General features: G+C 56.6%; 14 protein-coding genes. 9 read left to right on the plus strand and 5 right to left on the minus strand.

All coding sequences use genetic code 11. The features are described from left to right. Positions 1-166: 166 nt before the first annotated feature. Complete coding sequence (locus QV747_RS05710) at positions 167-1,024, plus strand: SPOR domain-containing protein (protein WP_273430283.1); 858 nt, start codon at positions 167-169, stop codon at positions 1,022-1,024. A gap of 86 nt (positions 1,025-1,110) precedes the next feature. On the opposite strand, the gene cysS is transcribed toward QV747_RS05710, so the two are convergent. Further along, positions 1,111-2,505 carry a cysteine--tRNA ligase gene (gene cysS, locus QV747_RS05715; RefSeq protein ID WP_273430284.1) on the minus strand — a complete coding sequence of 465 codons (1,395 nt, stop codon included), beginning with the start codon at positions 2,503-2,505 and terminating at the stop codon, positions 1,111-1,113. 290 nt (positions 2,506-2,795) lie between these two features. Here cysS and trpE point away from each other — a divergent pair, with 290 nt between their 5' ends. Genes trpE through trpC form a run of 7 tightly spaced genes read left to right on the plus strand, consistent with a single transcriptional unit; the run spans position 2,796 to position 8,648 of the window. Next, a complete protein-coding gene (gene trpE, locus QV747_RS05720) occupies positions 2,796-4,265 on the plus strand; it encodes an anthranilate synthase component I (protein WP_273430285.1) in 1,470 nt (489 codons plus the stop codon). A gap of 38 nt (positions 4,266-4,303) precedes the next feature. After that, on the plus strand, positions 4,304-4,873 hold the full coding sequence (locus QV747_RS05725) for an aminodeoxychorismate/anthranilate synthase component II (protein WP_273430287.1): 570 nt from the start codon (positions 4,304-4,306) through the stop codon (positions 4,871-4,873). 45 nt (positions 4,874-4,918) lie between these two features. Next, positions 4,919-5,467: a VOC family protein gene (locus QV747_RS05730; RefSeq protein ID WP_273430289.1), complete on the plus strand. Its 549-nt coding sequence runs from the start codon at positions 4,919-4,921 to the stop codon at positions 5,465-5,467. Between the two features lie 17 nt (positions 5,468-5,484). Beyond that, positions 5,485-6,516, plus strand: a complete 1,032-nt coding sequence (gene trpD / locus QV747_RS05735; RefSeq protein WP_028450730.1) for an anthranilate phosphoribosyltransferase — start codon at positions 5,485-5,487, stop codon at positions 6,514-6,516. Further along, positions 6,516-6,878 (plus strand): GFA family protein, encoded by a 363-nt coding sequence (locus QV747_RS05740; protein ID WP_273430292.1) that lies wholly within the window; start codon positions 6,516-6,518, stop codon positions 6,876-6,878. Before trpD ends, QV747_RS05740 begins: the two co-directional genes overlap by 1 nt. Before the next feature lie 23 nt (positions 6,879-6,901). Continuing rightward, the gene (locus QV747_RS05745) at positions 6,902-7,831 is read left to right on the plus strand and encodes an NYN domain-containing protein (protein ID WP_273430294.1); all 930 of its coding nucleotides are present in this window, start codon (positions 6,902-6,904) and stop codon (positions 7,829-7,831) included. 13 nt (positions 7,832-7,844) lie between these two features. Next, the gene (gene trpC / locus QV747_RS05750; RefSeq protein ID WP_273430296.1) at positions 7,845-8,648 is read left to right on the plus strand and encodes an indole-3-glycerol phosphate synthase TrpC; all 804 of its coding nucleotides are present in this window, start codon (positions 7,845-7,847) and stop codon (positions 8,646-8,648) included. 99 nt (positions 8,649-8,747) lie between these two features. On the opposite strand, the gene QV747_RS05755 is transcribed toward trpC, so the two are convergent. The 4 genes from QV747_RS05755 to QV747_RS05770 form a co-directional block, all read right to left on the minus strand. Then, positions 8,748-9,230 carry a hypothetical protein gene (locus QV747_RS05755; RefSeq protein WP_273430298.1) on the minus strand — a complete coding sequence of 161 codons (483 nt, stop codon included), beginning with the start codon at positions 9,228-9,230 and terminating at the stop codon, positions 8,748-8,750. Between the two features lie 132 nt (positions 9,231-9,362). Next, on the minus strand, positions 9,363-10,664 hold the full coding sequence (gene tadA, locus QV747_RS05760) for a tRNA adenosine(34) deaminase TadA (protein WP_288791478.1): 1,302 nt from the start codon (positions 10,662-10,664) through the stop codon (positions 9,363-9,365). A gap of 93 nt (positions 10,665-10,757) precedes the next feature. Next, positions 10,758-12,428, minus strand: coding sequence for a DNA repair protein RecN (gene recN / locus QV747_RS05765; RefSeq protein ID WP_273430302.1), 1,671 nt, complete (start codon positions 12,426-12,428; stop codon positions 10,758-10,760). Positions 12,429-12,538: 110 nt separating this feature from the next. Next, positions 12,539-13,414 carry an NAD kinase gene (locus QV747_RS05770; protein WP_047396762.1) on the minus strand — a complete coding sequence of 292 codons (876 nt, stop codon included), beginning with the start codon at positions 13,412-13,414 and terminating at the stop codon, positions 12,539-12,541. 123 nt (positions 13,415-13,537) lie between these two features. Here QV747_RS05770 and hrcA point away from each other — a divergent pair, with 123 nt between their 5' ends. Further along, positions 13,538-14,539 (plus strand): heat-inducible transcriptional repressor HrcA, encoded by a 1,002-nt coding sequence (gene hrcA / locus QV747_RS05775; protein ID WP_034619852.1) that lies wholly within the window; start codon positions 13,538-13,540, stop codon positions 14,537-14,539. Positions 14,540-14,553 lie beyond the last annotated feature (14 nt).

Here is a 14,553-nt window from a genome sequence, read left to right on the forward strand (position 1 = left end):
GAATGTTCAGTTTTGTTAACAGACAGAAATTGTTTTTTGCTGCCCTTTGCCTTTTTCGGCTAGCCTCTGCGCCTAGGGAAAGTCGCAACTCGCCAAGCCTCGCCAGGCAAAAATCGAGGCAAATAGCCCATCATTATATCACTTACAGCCACAAAGCAGACAGAGAATGAGTGACGGTCTCGACCCCATCCTGCAGCAAAAAGAGCAGCAACAGCTAAAAACCCAGTTACTTTGGCGACTTGGGATTGCGGGCGCATTAATTGCCGCGATTCTCGGCGGCATTGCCTGGCTGGAAAAAAGCCAAGATAACGCCACCCCGAAAGTCGATTTACCGCAAATTGCGCCCGAGATTTCGGCCAGCGAAATGGCCAGCCTCAACGCCAGCGAACCCAGCACCGCAAGTGCTGCCGCCACTAGCGCCCCCAGCCCCACACCGACCGCCAACCCAACAGTTGCTCCAACAGCGGCGCCAACTGCTACCCCCGCCCCAACCGCCGCCGCAACACCACTTGCCAGCGCCCGCCCAAGCACAGCGCCAGCAGCACGCGCCGGCCAAACGGCTCTGCCACCCGGCGTGCAGATGGCAGGTAACACCAGCCCGCGCAGCAGCCAACGCATCGAGAATATTCCCGGCGCCACCAGCATACCCAAGACCAGTATCACCCCCAAAGCCATGCCCGCAATAGCTGCTACGGCTATACCCCTCAAGACAATGACTGCCATACCAAGCAGCACCGCCCTGCCTAGCACCACCCTACCTAGCAATGCGCCACGCCTGGCGCCCGCTGCGCCGGCCACCTATCCGGCCCCAGTCAGCAATAGCCGTGGCTACAGCGTGCAAGCCGGCGTGTTTCTGCTCTCGAACAATGCGGAAAAACTACTCGGCCAGCTGCAGCAGGCGGGCATTCCGGCGTACCTCGAAACCCGCGTACAAATTGGCCCCTTCAAAAACAAGGCCGAAGCCGAAGCCGCGGTACGCAAACTCAAAGCCATGGGCATTACGCCCGTGGTTAAAACCGAATAAGCGCGACATTTTCCTGCCGCGCCTGCGCCACCACTAATAAAAAAACCGCCCCAACGGGCGGTTTTTTTATTGCACACCTAGGCCGATCAAGTCCGGCGCCAAGTGGTTTCGCCGGCTTTGTCTTCCAGCACAATCCCGGCGGCCGCCAGCTGATCGCGAATGCGATCACCCTCTGCCCAGTTTTTGGCCGCCCGTGCTTCACGTCGCGCCACAATCGCCGCTTCAATTTTCTCCGCAGTCCACTCGCCTACTGCACCCACATCGGCTTGCAGGAAAGCTTGTGGATCGCGCTGCAGCAATCCCAGCACGCCGCCCAAGGCTTTGAGCAGCCCCGCCTTTTGCGCACCCAACTCGGTACCGGCGTGCTTATTGGCTTCAGCCGCCAATTCAAACAGCACCGCGACTGCCTCGGTCGTCGCAAAATCGTCGTCCATCGCCGCCTTAAAGCGCGCCGCTAACGGATCTTGCCAATCAATTGCCACCTTAGCTGGTGCCACCGCTTTAAGCGCGGTATATAGGCGGGTTAGCGCATTTTTGGCGTCATTCAGATGCACATCGCTGTAGTTCAGCGGGCTGCGGTAATGTGCGCGCAGAATAAAGAAACGCAACACTTCGGGATCAAACTGCTGCAGCACATCGCGAATGATGAAGAAATTGCCCAAGCTCTTGGACATTTTCTCGTTATCGACATTGATAAAGCCATTGTGCAGCCAGTAATTCACATACTGATGGCCATGTGCCCCTTCGGATTGGGCGATTTCGTTTTCATGGTGCGGGAACTGCAAATCTTCGCCGCCACCGTGAATATCAAAATGTTCGCCCAAATGATGGCAGCTCATGGCCGAGCATTCGATATGCCAACCCGGGCGGCCCGCCCCCCAAGGCGACTCCCACTTCACTTCGGCCGGCTCATCGGCTTTGGCCGCTTTCCACAACACAAAATCGCGTGGATCACGTTTATTCGGGTCGACCTCGACCCGCTCGCCCGCGCGCTGCTCGTCAAAATCTTTGCGCGACAATTTGCCATAGCCGGCAAAGTCTTTCACCGAGTAATACACATCGCCATTGGGGGCGTGATAAGCCAAACCATTGTCAAACAGCTTGCGGATAATCGCCTGCATGCCGTCCACGTGCTCAGTCGCGCGGGGCTCGTGATCCGGGCGCTGAATACCCAGCGCCGCAAAATCTTCGTTCATTGCGTCGATAAAGCGAGCGGTGAGACTTTGAATCGATTCGCCGTTTTCCACCGCACGCTTGATGATCTTGTCATCAATATCCGTGATATTGCGCACGTAATTTACGTGATAGCCAGAAGCGCGCAACCAACGCGCCACCACATCAAACACCACCACCATCCGCGCATGCCCGATATGACAGTAGTCGTACACCGTCATCCCACAGACATACATATTTACGTGTCCGGGGGTAATCGGTTTGAATTCCTGTTTTTCGCGGGCAAGAGAATTGAACAGTGTCAGCATCGTGGTTTCACATTTTCTGCAGGACTAAAACACCGATTCTACCAAAGCTGCCGCCGCCGCTTGCAAGAAAAGTGAACCCGCACCACGGCCATACGGGAAAACCCCGTTTACATTTGACGCTAGCGGGTAGTTCCCGCACAATCGATGCTGTTTCCTACCTGATTGGATCGGCCTCGATCCCCTGTCATCATGGCTTTTTACTGTACTGATCTCTGGCTGGAATGGCGATGGCGTCGCTAAGCGCGCCCACACCTCGTTCATTCTGATTTTTCCATCTGGAGAGAAGTCCCATGCTGACTCGTGAAGAATTTCACGCCTTGGCGGCCCAAGGCTATAACCGCATTCCGCTGATTTCTGAATTATTTGCTGACCTCGACACCCCGCTGTCGGTGTATTTGAAGCTCGCCAACCGCCCTTACTCTTACCTGCTGGAATCCGTGGTCGGTGGCGAGCGCTTTGGCCGCTATTCTTTTATTGGCCTGCCGGCCCGTACCCGCATCAAAGTCTGTGGCCAAACCACCGAGCTGATTCACGACGATCGCGTGATCGAAACCCATAGCGGCAACCCGCTCGATTACATTGAAGCTTATCAGGCCCGCTTCAAAGCACCGTCAACCAAAGGCTTGCCGCGCTTTCTGGGCGGTTTAGTCGGCTATTTTGGTTATGAAACCATTCGCTATATCGAGCGTAAGCTGGCTGAATGCCCGAAGCCCGACCCCATTGGCGCGCCGGATATTCAGCTCTTGCTATCCGAAGAGATCGTCGTGGTCGACAATCTATCGGGCAAGCTTTACCTCGTTGTGTACGCCGACCCAAGCCAAGACAATGCCTATCAGGTAGCTGAAGAGCGCTTACTGGCGCTGCGCCTGAAATTGCGCGAGCCAGCGCAGATTCCGTTCTCGCTGCCCGTCGCCAGCGCTGGCGAGCCGGTATCCGAATTTGGCGAGCAGCCATTTAAAGATGCAGTACTGAAAGCCAAGGAATACATCAAAGACGGCGATGTGATGCAGGTGGTGCTGGCGCAGCGTATGAGCGCGCCATTTAATGCCTCGGCCATGTCACTGTACCGCTCTCTGCGCAGCATTAATCCATCGCCGTATATGTTCTATTACGATTTTGGCGATATGCATATTGTTGGCGCCTCACCCGAAATCTTGGTGCGCCTAGAAGACGATACCGTCACCGTGCGCCCGATTGCTGGTACCCGCCCGCGCGGCAAAGATCGCGAACACGATCTGGCGCTCGAAGCCGAGCTGCTGGCCGATGAAAAAGAAATCGCCGAACACGTCATGCTGATCGACTTAGGCCGCAACGACGCTGGCCGCGTGGCGCAAACCGGCTCGGTGAAGTTGGTCGACAAAATGGTCGTTGAGCGCTATTCGCACGTGATGCACATCGTGTCGAGCGTGGAAGGCAAACTCAAACCGCAGCAAACCGCAATTGACGTACTGAAAGCTACTTTCCCGGCGGGCACCGTATCGGGCGCGCCAAAAGTTCGGGCAATGGAAATCATTGACGAGCTCGAGCCGACCAAGCGTGGCGTGTATTCTGGCGCGGTTGGCTATTTGGGCTTTAACGGTGATATGGATGTGGCGATTGCGCTGCGCACCGCGGTGGTTAAAAACCAAACCCTCTATATGCAAGCGGGCGCCGGCATCGTGGCCGACTCAGTCCCGCAGAGCGAATGGCAGGAAACGCTCAATAAAGCCCGCGCCGTACTGCGCGCCGCCGAGCTTGCTAGCCAAGGCCTGGACGCCTAAGCGCCCCGCCACTGCCATCTGCGATAAAGGATTAAATCATGCTTTTAATGATCGATAACTACGACAGCTTTACCTACAACCTCGTGCAGTATTTCGGTGAGCTCGGCCAAGACGTGCACGTGCATCGCAACGATGAAATCAGCATCGAACAAATCGAGGCGATGAATCCGAAATACCTGGTAATTTCACCCGGCCCATGCTCGCCACTGGAAGCCGGCATTTCGGTACCGGCTATCAAGCATTTCGCTGGCAAGCTGCCGATTATGGGCGTGTGCTTGGGGCATCAATCGATTGGTGAAGCCTTTGGCGGCAAGATTATCCACGCCAAAACACTGATGCATGGCAAGGTATCCCCCGTTATCCATAACAATATCGGGATGTTCAGAGACATACCCTCCCCTGTAACCGTTACGCGTTATCACTCGCTAGCGATCGAGCGCGAATCGCTACCTGATTGCTTAGAAGTCACCGCGTGGACGGAAGATGGCGAAATCATGGGCGTGCGCCACAAAACTTTGGCGATCGAGGGCGTACAATTTCACCCCGAATCGATCCTGACCGAACACGGGCATAAAATGCTCGAGAATTTCTTGCGTGAATTTGCTTAACCGATTGGCCGCTTAGTGCGGCCGTTTTTCTGCTTAGAGAACGCGATGAGCCAACAATTTGGAGAGATTCGTCAAATCGCCTTTGTTGTCCCCAATATTGATAGTGCCATGCAATATTGGGCCACCACACTTGGGATTGGACCATTCTTTATCAAACGCAAAATTCAACTTGATAACTTCGAGTATCGAGGCAAAGCAAGCGCATCTCCTGTCATTAGTATCGCGCTCGCCAATTCAGGGGCGCTGCAAATTGAACTGATTGAGCAACACGATATGCAGCCAAGCATTTTTTTAGAATTTCTCCAGCGTCAACCGACTGGAGGGCTGCAACATATAGCCGCTTGGTTGAGTCGAACTGAATTTGAGCAAAGAAAAACGGCACTGATTACGCAAGGCTATCAAGTTGCTCAAGCCGGTAAAATTAGTAGCTCCGGTGTCGAGTTACTTTATTTTGCGACTGAACAAGACCAAACGGGTGTGATTTTCGAAATTGCCAACCTAGCGGAACCCGAGCACTCCCCCCGTCTTGAAAAGATCGCCCAAGCTGCTCAACAATGGGATCAAGCTACGATTGCCATTGAAGTCCAACAATAAAAACTGCCGGAAGCATTATGATCACCATCCAAACCGCACTGAATCGCCTGATCGACAATAACGAGCTGTTTTACGATGAAATGCTGCACCTGATGCGGCAAATCATGTCGGGCGAAATGACCCCAGCGCAAATCGCCGCCCTACTAATGGGCCTGCGCACCAAAGTAGAAAGCGTATCTGAAATCGCCGCCGCTGCGACCGTGATGCGCGAATTTTCGACCAAAGTGGCGGTGCAAGATGGCCGGCACTTGGTCGACACCTGTGGCACCGGCGGCGATGGCGCGCATACGTTTAATATCTCGACTTGCTCGGCCTTCGTAGCCGCCGCGGCGGGGGCGAAAGTGGCCAAACATGGTGGCCGTTCGGTGTCGTCGAGCTCTGGCTCGGCCGATGTACTCGAAGCGTTTGGCGTGAATCTGAACCTCACCGCCGAACAAGTTGGCCAGTGTATTGATCAGGTCGGCCTTGGCTTTATGTTCGCGCCTAACCATCACAGTGCGATGAAATACGTCGCGCCAGTGCGCAAAGAGCTGGGCGTGCGCACCATCTTTAATATCCTTGGCCCGCTCACCAACCCAGCAGGTGCGGATAATCAGGTGATGGGCGTATTCCACCCGGATCTGGTCGGTATTCAAGCGCGGGTGCTCAAGCAACTGGGCTCTAAGCATGTGCTGATTGTGCACGGCAAAGATGGGCTGGATGAGATCTCGATCAGCACCCCGACCATGATTGCCGAACTGAAAGATGGCGACATCGTTGAATACGAATTCGATCCTCGTGATCTCGGCTTTAGTCTGGCCGACAGCAAAGCGCTGTACGCTGGCACCGCGCAAGAATCCAAAGCCATTATCGAAGGCATTTTGGCTGGCAGCCTCAGCGGCCCTTGTCGCGATATCGTGCTGCTAAATGCCGGTGCCGCGATCTACGCTGCCAATTTGGCGGTAACGCTCGAAGACGGCATCAACGCCGCGCACGAAGCCCTGGCCAGCGGCGCCGCCAAAGCCAAACTTGATGCGCTCGTGTCGTTCACACAAGGCCTAGCCAAGTAATGGAAAACCGGCGCACTTACCACGGCAGCTGCCATTGCGGCGCGGTGAAGTTCCGCATCAGCTCGCCCGAAATCAGCTCGGGCGTGCGCTGCAATTGCTCAATCTGCCAGCGCAAAGGTGCGCTGATGACGCCGTATATTTATTCACCGGAAGAATTAGTGATCGAAGCCGGCGCCGAGCAATTGAGCGTGTATCAATTCGGTACAGGCGTGGCGAAACATTATTTCTGCAAGGTATGCGGGATTTATCCATTCCACCAAACCTTGCGCAAGGCTGGGTATTACCGCGTGAATGTGGGCTGTATCGATGGTCTAGAGCCCCTGACTATGCCCGTTGAAGTCTTCGACGGCCGTAGTTTATAAGCCCAGATAGATGAGGATTATCTGTGAACTATAAATTTGCAGTTTTCATTGATGGTGACAACATCTCACCAAAACTACTAAATTCTATCATCAATGAAATCAACAAGATTGGTGATATTGTCCTAAAACGGGTTTACGGTGATTGGACCGCTCAAAATATGGGCTCATGGAAAGAGCTATTACGAGAAACTCCCATCCGGACATTTCAACAGTTTCGCCATGGCGAACAGGCAACCGATGGCTCGATGGTCATGGATGCAATCGAGCTAGTGGCCAGCCCGAATAAGAATTTCAATGCTTTTGCAATTGTCTCTAGCGATTCAGATTTTTACTCGCTAGCACTCCGATTACGTGAACATGGCATGTATGTTCTTGGAGTTGGTCGAAGACAAAACACCAAAGCAATATTTATTAATTCATGTAATCACTTTGTTTATACAGACAATCTTTCGGAGCCTACTGAAGCTATCACAGAGAAAGATTACAGTGCAGCCACGCTAATTTCATCGGCATACATGAATAGCAACTTCGATGAGGATGGCTGGTTATCGCTAAGTGCGCTTGGGTCTCAGATTCGTAAAATGGACCCCGCCTTCTCATTGCAAGATTATAATTGCAGCACTCTTCTCGCATTAGTCAAATCATGCGAAAGTGACTTCGAAGTTAAGCCAGATACAAGAACACCACCAAACTATCGAGTAAGAAAAGTTGCACAGTCTTTTTCTACACGGCAGACAGGAACTATAAAGCGAATAATTGGGCATTATGGTTTTATTGACAGCGATGATGGCGATTATTACTTTCTACGCACAAATATAATTCCCGATGATCGTTCAAAACCTATCAAGGTCAAAGACAAAGTAACTTTTGAGACAAGCCTTAAACCAAAACCTCAAAGCACAGACCCACACGAGAAAAATGGGAAAGCTGTAAAAGTCGCATTAAGCAACTAGCATTGGAAATAAAATGTCCGACATCCTGAAAAAAATCTGGGCCACCAAGTTTGAAGAAGTGGCTGCCGCGAAAAAACTCATCCCGCTTGCAGAAATCCGTGCCCAAGCCGAGGCCAACCGTGATCTGCGCAACTTTGTGGGCGCGATTCAGGCCAAGCATGCAGCCGGTAAAGCGGGCGTGATTGCTGAAATCAAAAAAGCCAGCCCATCCAAAGGCGTGATGCGCGATCCGTTTGTGCCGGCCGAGATCGCCCCAGATTACGCCGCCCATGGCGCGGCGTGTTTGTCGGTGCTGACCGATGTGCAGTATTTCCAGGGCCACTCCGATTACCTGAAAGCCGCCCGTGCGGCCTGCACGCTGCCGGCGCTGCGCAAAGACTTTATGGTCGATGAATATCAGTTTTACGAGGCGCGCGCCTGGGGTGCGGACTGCATTTTGCTGATCGCCGCGGAGCTGGATGTAAAACAGATGCAGGATTTTGAAGCGCTGGCGCACAGCCTGGGCATGGCGGTGCTGGTGGAAGTGCACAATGCGCAAGAGCTAGATGCCGCGCTCACGCTCAAAACCCCGCTGCTGGGCGTGAATAACCGCAATTTGCGCACTTTTGAAGTGAGCCTGCAAACCACCATCGATCTATTGCCACAAATCGTGGCCGATGGCCGCATTGCCGTGTGCGAGAGTGGTATTCACACCGCGGCTGACGTGCAATTGATGCGCGATCACAATGTACACACCTATCTGGTGGGCGAAGCGTTTATGCGCCAGCCATCACCGGGCGCGGGCCTGGCTGGCTTGTTTGATCCGGTTTACGGCTAATACTCGCTCTACCAAGGGTATTGCTCTAAAGGCATTGTTATTGATTGCCTGCAGAGCAATACCCTCAATTGGCATTAGCAAAGGCGGCGAAAATCGCACTTAGCCTTTGCCGCTACCGCCACTTTTACCCCCGCCTTTACCACCACCATCGCCGCCCCCTTTCCCGCCACTGTCGCCACCGCCTTTACTGCCGCCCTCACCTCCGCTTTTGCCCCCTTGGCTGCTGCCGCTACTACTACTGCTCCCACTATTACTGCCGCTGCCTTTGCCGCTGTCGCCGCTACCACTTTTGCCGCTACTCTCACCGCTGGCTGTTTTGCCCGTACTGTCGCTGCGACTACTGTGGCTCACCCCGCCATCGTCGGCGCCACTGCGGTGGCTGCTGCTGTCTTCGCTGGTGGCAGTTTTGGTGCGCAGGCCGCCATGATCGTCATTAGCATCATGGCTAACCGGATCATCGCTAGGCTTTACAGTGCCGGCGGTACGGGTGGCGGAATCGTCGCCGGGTGGATCATCGGCGCCAGCGGCATAGAGCTGGCTGCTTAAACACAGCACCAGCATTGTCAGTAAGGTGCGCGGCATGATGTTACTCCAACAATAGACATGCTCTGCCTTAGCGAAGATCGGTACTCTCGCCCAGCCCAATGTGGCCGAGCGGTTGATCAGCGGCAAAACAGTCGTTGGGTATCAGGCTGGTTTCAGCCTAGGCCGCGATTAGCGGTCAGCCGGCTGCAGGAGTTGCGCTTGCAAAGCGGTGATGGTGGCGCTCGACAAGCCCAGCACTTCACGCAGATAGCGCGGCATGTTGCCGGCCTGCTTTTTTACTTCGTGCATAGCGGTTTTCAGATAGGCGCCCTGTACGCCCAGAATGGCCGTCAGCGTCTCGCTGCTGGCCCCTGCGGCGCAGGCCTGCGCAATCAGCGGGGCGTATTTGCCGCGGATGGCGGCATCGCTCAGTAGATAATCCCGCAGAATACTTTCATGCGGCACGCCCAGCGCCGAGAGCAGCAACACCATGGCCCAGCCGGTGCGATCTTTGCCGGCAGTGCAATGCACTAAGGCGGGGTATTGCCCACCAAGGCTCAAATCAGTTAGCCACTGGGCATATACCCGCTGCACCGCCGGGTTGGCAACGAGCTCGCGATACAAGTCATGCATCATGGCCGCCGCGCGGCCCTCGCCCAGTAACGCTTCGAGCTGCGCAGGTTGCGCCAGTAATTGCGGCACGCTGCAGGCCGTGGCTTGCGCGGTGGCCGCCAAAACATCGCAATGGGTGTCGCTCACGCCACTAAAGTGCGGATTAGGCGTCTGTGCTCGCTCGGCGGCTGAGCGCAAATCCCAAATCGAGCGGATTTGCAGCGCGGCGAATTCAGCGCAGGCTGGGTCAACGGCCTGTAGCTGCTCGCTGCGAAACAGCAGCCCGGCACGAATCTGCCGGCCATCTGCTGTTTTGAGCCCGCCTAAATCACGCAAATTGGCCAAGCCCGGCACCTGAGCCTGCGGGCGGGCGCGCGCGGCGCGCTGGCTGGCGCGTTGCTGGCGGAAAAATTCACCCAGCAAGGCGGCCGACTCGGCGCCGCCGGGGCCAGCTTGGATACAGGTGTGATGATTGAGCTGCGGGCTGGCAAAAGGGTTGATGACGCTGCCGGCCGCGCCGGTTTTGGCATCGGCAGTGGCATACACCACCCGCCGCACGCGGGCGTGCAAGATGGCGCCAGCACACATAATGCAGGGCTCCAGCGTCACAAAAAGCTCGCATTCGCTCAGGCGATAATTGCCCAGCTGCTTGGCCGCGGCGCGCAGCGCCAGCATTTCTGCATGGGCGCTCGGGTCGTTCAGCGCCAGCGGCTGATTATGCGCGGCGGCAATCACCTCGCCCCGATACACCACCACCGCGCCCACTGGCACCTCACCGCGCTGCGCCGCTTGGGCCGCCTGCGCCAGCGCGGCCTGCATAAATGCAGCATCCGCCTGCGGGTTGGGGGAAGTCAGTGTGGGTTTATCGTGCGCGGCCATCTGGTCAGCCCTTGAAATCAGGCCGACCATGATACCGCAAATGCGCCGTTGCGCTGTGCTGGCCGCTAGATGCGGCCACGCTCCAGCAGGCGCTTAGCCCGCGACGGCCACCTGCCCCAGCATTTCGGCCGCGTGCTGGCGAGTGGTGTCGGTGATTTCCAGCCCGCCCAGCATGCGGGCGATTTCTTCGATCCGCTCGGCGTGGCTCAGCTGGCTGATGCTGCTGCGCACGCCATCTTTGGCTTGGGCTTTGGCGACCTGCAGATGCGTGCGGCCGCAGGCGGCCACTTGCGGCAGGTGGGTAATACACAGCACTTGCCGGCTCTGCCCGAGTTCTGACAGCAAGCGCCCGACAATCTCGGCCACCCGTCCGCCGATACCGACATCCACTTCATCGAAAATCAGGGTCGGGACATTCGCCACCTGGCTAGTTACCACTTGCAGCGCCAAGCTAATGCGCGACAGCTCACCGCCCGAGGCCACTTTGGCCATCGGCCGCAAGGGGGATGCCGGGTGATTGGCCGTTTGCAGCTCGATTTGCTCAAGGCCAAAGGCTGCCGGCTGGGTTTGCGGCAGCAACACCACTTCGCAGCGGCTACCGGCCAGCGCCAGCGTTTGCATCTGCTCGCTCACTAATTTAGACAGCTGCTTGGCCGCCTTGGCGCGTTTGGCCGAGAGCTGCTCGGCCGGGCGGCGGTAATCTTGTTCGGCCTGCACGACTTGTTTGCGCAGCGCATCCAGCCCTTCTTCGCCACCCAGCTCGGCCAGCCGAGCTTGCCAATCGGCCAGCTGTTCGGGTAGCAAGCTGGGGTCAATCCGGTATTTGCGCCCGGCGCGGTAAATGGCATCCATGCGCGCTTCCACTTCCCCGAGGCGCTCCGGGTCTAATTCCAGCTTATCGGCGTATTGGCGCAAGCTACTCACCGCTTCGGCCAGTTGCGCCTCGGCGCCGGCCAGCTGCTCCAGCGTATCGTGAATCGATGGATCAAAATCGGCTAGCTTGCCCAGCTGATGCGCCACCGTGGCGAGCCAGCTCTGGCAGTTTTCGTCGCCATCCGATAAAGAAGTCAGGCCATATTGCACCCCATCAATCAGGCTGGCAGCGTGGTGCAGGCGTTTATGCTCGGCCTGTAGCTCGGCCCATTCGCCCTCTTGCAGCGCCAGCTGGCTGATTTCATCGATTTGCCATTGCAGGCGCTCGCGCTCGGCTTCAAAGCGCTCGGCATTTTGCTCGGCCGATTGCAGCTCATTGGCCAGCGCGTGCCAATGCTGATAACGCTGGCTCACCTGCCGCACCAGCTCGGTGGCGCCCGCGTAGGCATCCACCAGCTCGCGCTGTGCTTCGTGGCGCAATAGCGATTGATGCGCATGCTGGCCATGAATATCCACCAGCCCTTCTCCCAGGCTTTTCAGCTGCGCCAGCGTGCCGGGGCTGCCATTGATAAACGCGCGCGATTTGCCGCTGGCATCGATAATGCGGCGAATCAGCAGCAGCTCGCCTTCATCGCTAAAGCCCTGTTCAGCCAGCCAGGCGCTGGTTTTCGCGAGGGCGCTGATATTGAATTCGGCGCTGATTTCGGTGCGCTCGGCCCCGTGGCGCACCACGCCCGCATCAGTGCGCTCGCCCAGCAACAAGCCCAGCGCATCGATGATGATGGATTTACCCGCGCCGGTCTCACCGGTGAGCACGGTTAATCCGCTGGCGAAATCCAGATCTAGCTCGCGAACGATCACGAAATCACGTAAATGCAAAGCAGAGAGCATGGCAGTACCCGGCACAAACAGAACGAGCGTTCACTTTAGGGCAAGATGCCGGGCAGGACAAGAGGCAAACGCGCGGCTGTGGGGCTTTCGCCGCAACCACGCGTGATGAATTACAGCAGCTTCTCGCCCCAGCGCAGTTTGGCGCGCAGCATATCGTAATAGCTGTAGCCATGCGGGTGCAGGATGCGCAGCGAATTGGTGTAGCGGCGGATCAGCACCCGATCCATCTCGCGCAATTCAAAATCCGATTGGTTATCAAAATACACCCGCGCATCCTGCCCGCGGGTGAGCAAAAACGCGACTTGGGCGTTTTCCGACACCACAATCGGCCGATTGGATAATGATTGTGGGCAGATCGGCACCAGCGTAATGGCCGGCAAGGCCGGATGCAAAATCGGGCCGCCCGAGGCCAGCGCATAGGCGGTAGAGCCGGTGGGTGTAGAGACCACCAAGCCATCCGAGCGCTGGCTGTACACAAACTGATTATCAACAAAAATCTCGAATTCGATCATCGAGCCGATCGAGCCGCGGCTAAACACCACGTCGTTGAACGCTAGCGAGGTATTCACCGTTTGCCCGTCGCGCAAAATGCTGGCCTCCAGCAAGATGCGCTCTTCGGGGATAAACTGGCCGGCCAGCATATTGGGCACGGCGGTTTCCATTTCATGCAGCGGCAGATCGGTCATAAAGCCCAGCCGGCCCTGATTGATACCCATAAGGGGTATGCGATAGGGAGCCAATAAACGCGCCACCGACAGCATGGTACCGTCGCCACCCATCACAATCACCAGATCGGCCAGCTTGCCGATATGGCCGCGTTCAACGCGCTGATAATGCTCGATGCTGTGTTCGCGGGCGATGTCCTGCTCGATCAGCACCTTTACCCCGCCCTCATCCAACAGGCGCGCCAAGCGCAAAATCGGCTCGCCGAGCGCAGGGGTATTCAGGCGGCCAACGAGGGCGATGGTTTTAAATAGGCTGTGCATAATCTTGAATATTTGGTGCGTCAGCCGCATTAATACACCGAAGAGCAGGTAAAATCCAGCCTGACGCGCGCCTGTGCGCTGTTGTTGCCGTCCAATCTGCCGTTTTGTGACTCTAGCCGTGCCATGCTTCTGAACGACCGCTCACAGATTTTGCTTAAAACGCTCGTCGAGCGTTATATCGCCGAAGGCCAGCCTGTCGGCTCGAAGGCTTTGTCGCAGTTTTCCGGCCTGGAAGTCAGCAGCGCCACCATCCGCAATGTGATGGCCGAGCTGGAAACGCTGGGCCTGGTGGCCAGTCCGCATACCTCGGCCGGCCGCATTCCCACCGCGCAAGGCTACCGACTGTTTGTCGATACCTTGCTGGCGGTGCAGCCGCTGGGCCATGTGCAGATCAACGCCCTACCGAACGACAACCCGCAGCACAGCATTCAGGCCGCCTCGCAGCTTTTATCGCAGCTGACCAATTTTGCCGGCGTGGTGATGACGCCCAAGCGCAGCGAGCTCACGCTCAAGCAAATCGAATTTCTGCCGCTGGCCGAAAAGCGCGTGCTGCTGATTTTGGTGACCAGCGATGGCGATGTGCAAAACCGTATTGTGCAAACCGAGCGGCACTTTAGCCCCACCGAGTTGGCCACCGCGGCGCAGCTCTTAAACGAGCATTGCGGCGGCAAAACCCTTGCAAATTTGCTGAGCTGGCTGCAAAGCGACGTCATCCGCGTGAAGCAAGACCTCACCAGCCTGATGAACGCCGCCGTAGCCATGAGCCATGGCTTGCAAAGCGAACACATGGTGATCGCCGGCGAGCATCAGCTGCTGGGGCTGCATGATTTCTCGGGCGATATGCAGCGCATGCGCCAGCTGTTTGAACTTTTCGAGCAGAAAACCGCCCTACTGCAATTGCTGGAGCAAGGCCACCGCGCCGACGGCGTACAGATTTATATTGGCGCCGAAGCCGGCATTGCCCCGCTGGATGAATGCTCGGTGATTACCGCCCCGTATCAGGTCAATGGCGAAGTCGTCGGCACGCTGGGCGTGATCGGCCCCACCCGCATGGCCTATGAACGGGTGATCCCCATCGTGGATATCACCGCCAAATTACTGACGACCGCGCTATCCAACCCCTAGCGCGGGCCCCAAAC

The organism is uncultured Chitinibacter sp. (genome assembly GCF_945957625.1).
Taxonomy (GTDB): domain Bacteria; phylum Pseudomonadota; class Gammaproteobacteria; order Burkholderiales; family Chitinibacteraceae; genus Chitinibacter; species Chitinibacter tainanensis.

Bases quoted from the DNA above. Each gene is read 5' to 3' on its own strand.
- QV747_RS05710 (WP_273430283.1), top strand. From the start codon at position 167: ATGAGTGACGGTCTCGACCCCATCCTGCAGCAAAAAGAGCAGCAACAG.
- cysS (WP_273430284.1), bottom strand. From the start codon at position 2,505: ATGCTGACACTGTTCAATTCTCTTGCCCGCGAAAAACAGGAATTCAAA.
- trpE (WP_273430285.1), top strand. From the start codon at position 2,796: ATGCTGACTCGTGAAGAATTTCACGCCTTGGCGGCCCAAGGCTATAAC.
- QV747_RS05725 (WP_273430287.1), top strand. From the start codon at position 4,304: ATGCTTTTAATGATCGATAACTACGACAGCTTTACCTACAACCTCGTG.
- QV747_RS05730 (WP_273430289.1), top strand. From the start codon at position 4,919: ATGAGCCAACAATTTGGAGAGATTCGTCAAATCGCCTTTGTTGTCCCC.
- trpD (WP_028450730.1), top strand. From the start codon at position 5,485: ATGATCACCATCCAAACCGCACTGAATCGCCTGATCGACAATAACGAG.
- QV747_RS05740 (WP_273430292.1), top strand. From the start codon at position 6,516: ATGGAAAACCGGCGCACTTACCACGGCAGCTGCCATTGCGGCGCGGTG.
- trpC (WP_273430296.1), top strand. From the start codon at position 7,845: ATGTCCGACATCCTGAAAAAAATCTGGGCCACCAAGTTTGAAGAAGTG.
- QV747_RS05755 (WP_273430298.1), bottom strand. From the start codon at position 9,230: ATGCCGCGCACCTTACTGACAATGCTGGTGCTGTGTTTAAGCAGCCAG.
- tadA (WP_288791478.1), bottom strand. From the start codon at position 10,664: ATGGCCGCGCACGATAAACCCACACTGACTTCCCCCAACCCGCAGGCG.
- recN (WP_273430302.1), bottom strand. From the start codon at position 12,428: ATGCTCTCTGCTTTGCATTTACGTGATTTCGTGATCGTTCGCGAGCTA.
- QV747_RS05770 (WP_047396762.1), bottom strand. From the start codon at position 13,414: ATGCACAGCCTATTTAAAACCATCGCCCTCGTTGGCCGCCTGAATACC.
- hrcA (WP_034619852.1), top strand. From the start codon at position 13,538: ATGCTTCTGAACGACCGCTCACAGATTTTGCTTAAAACGCTCGTCGAG.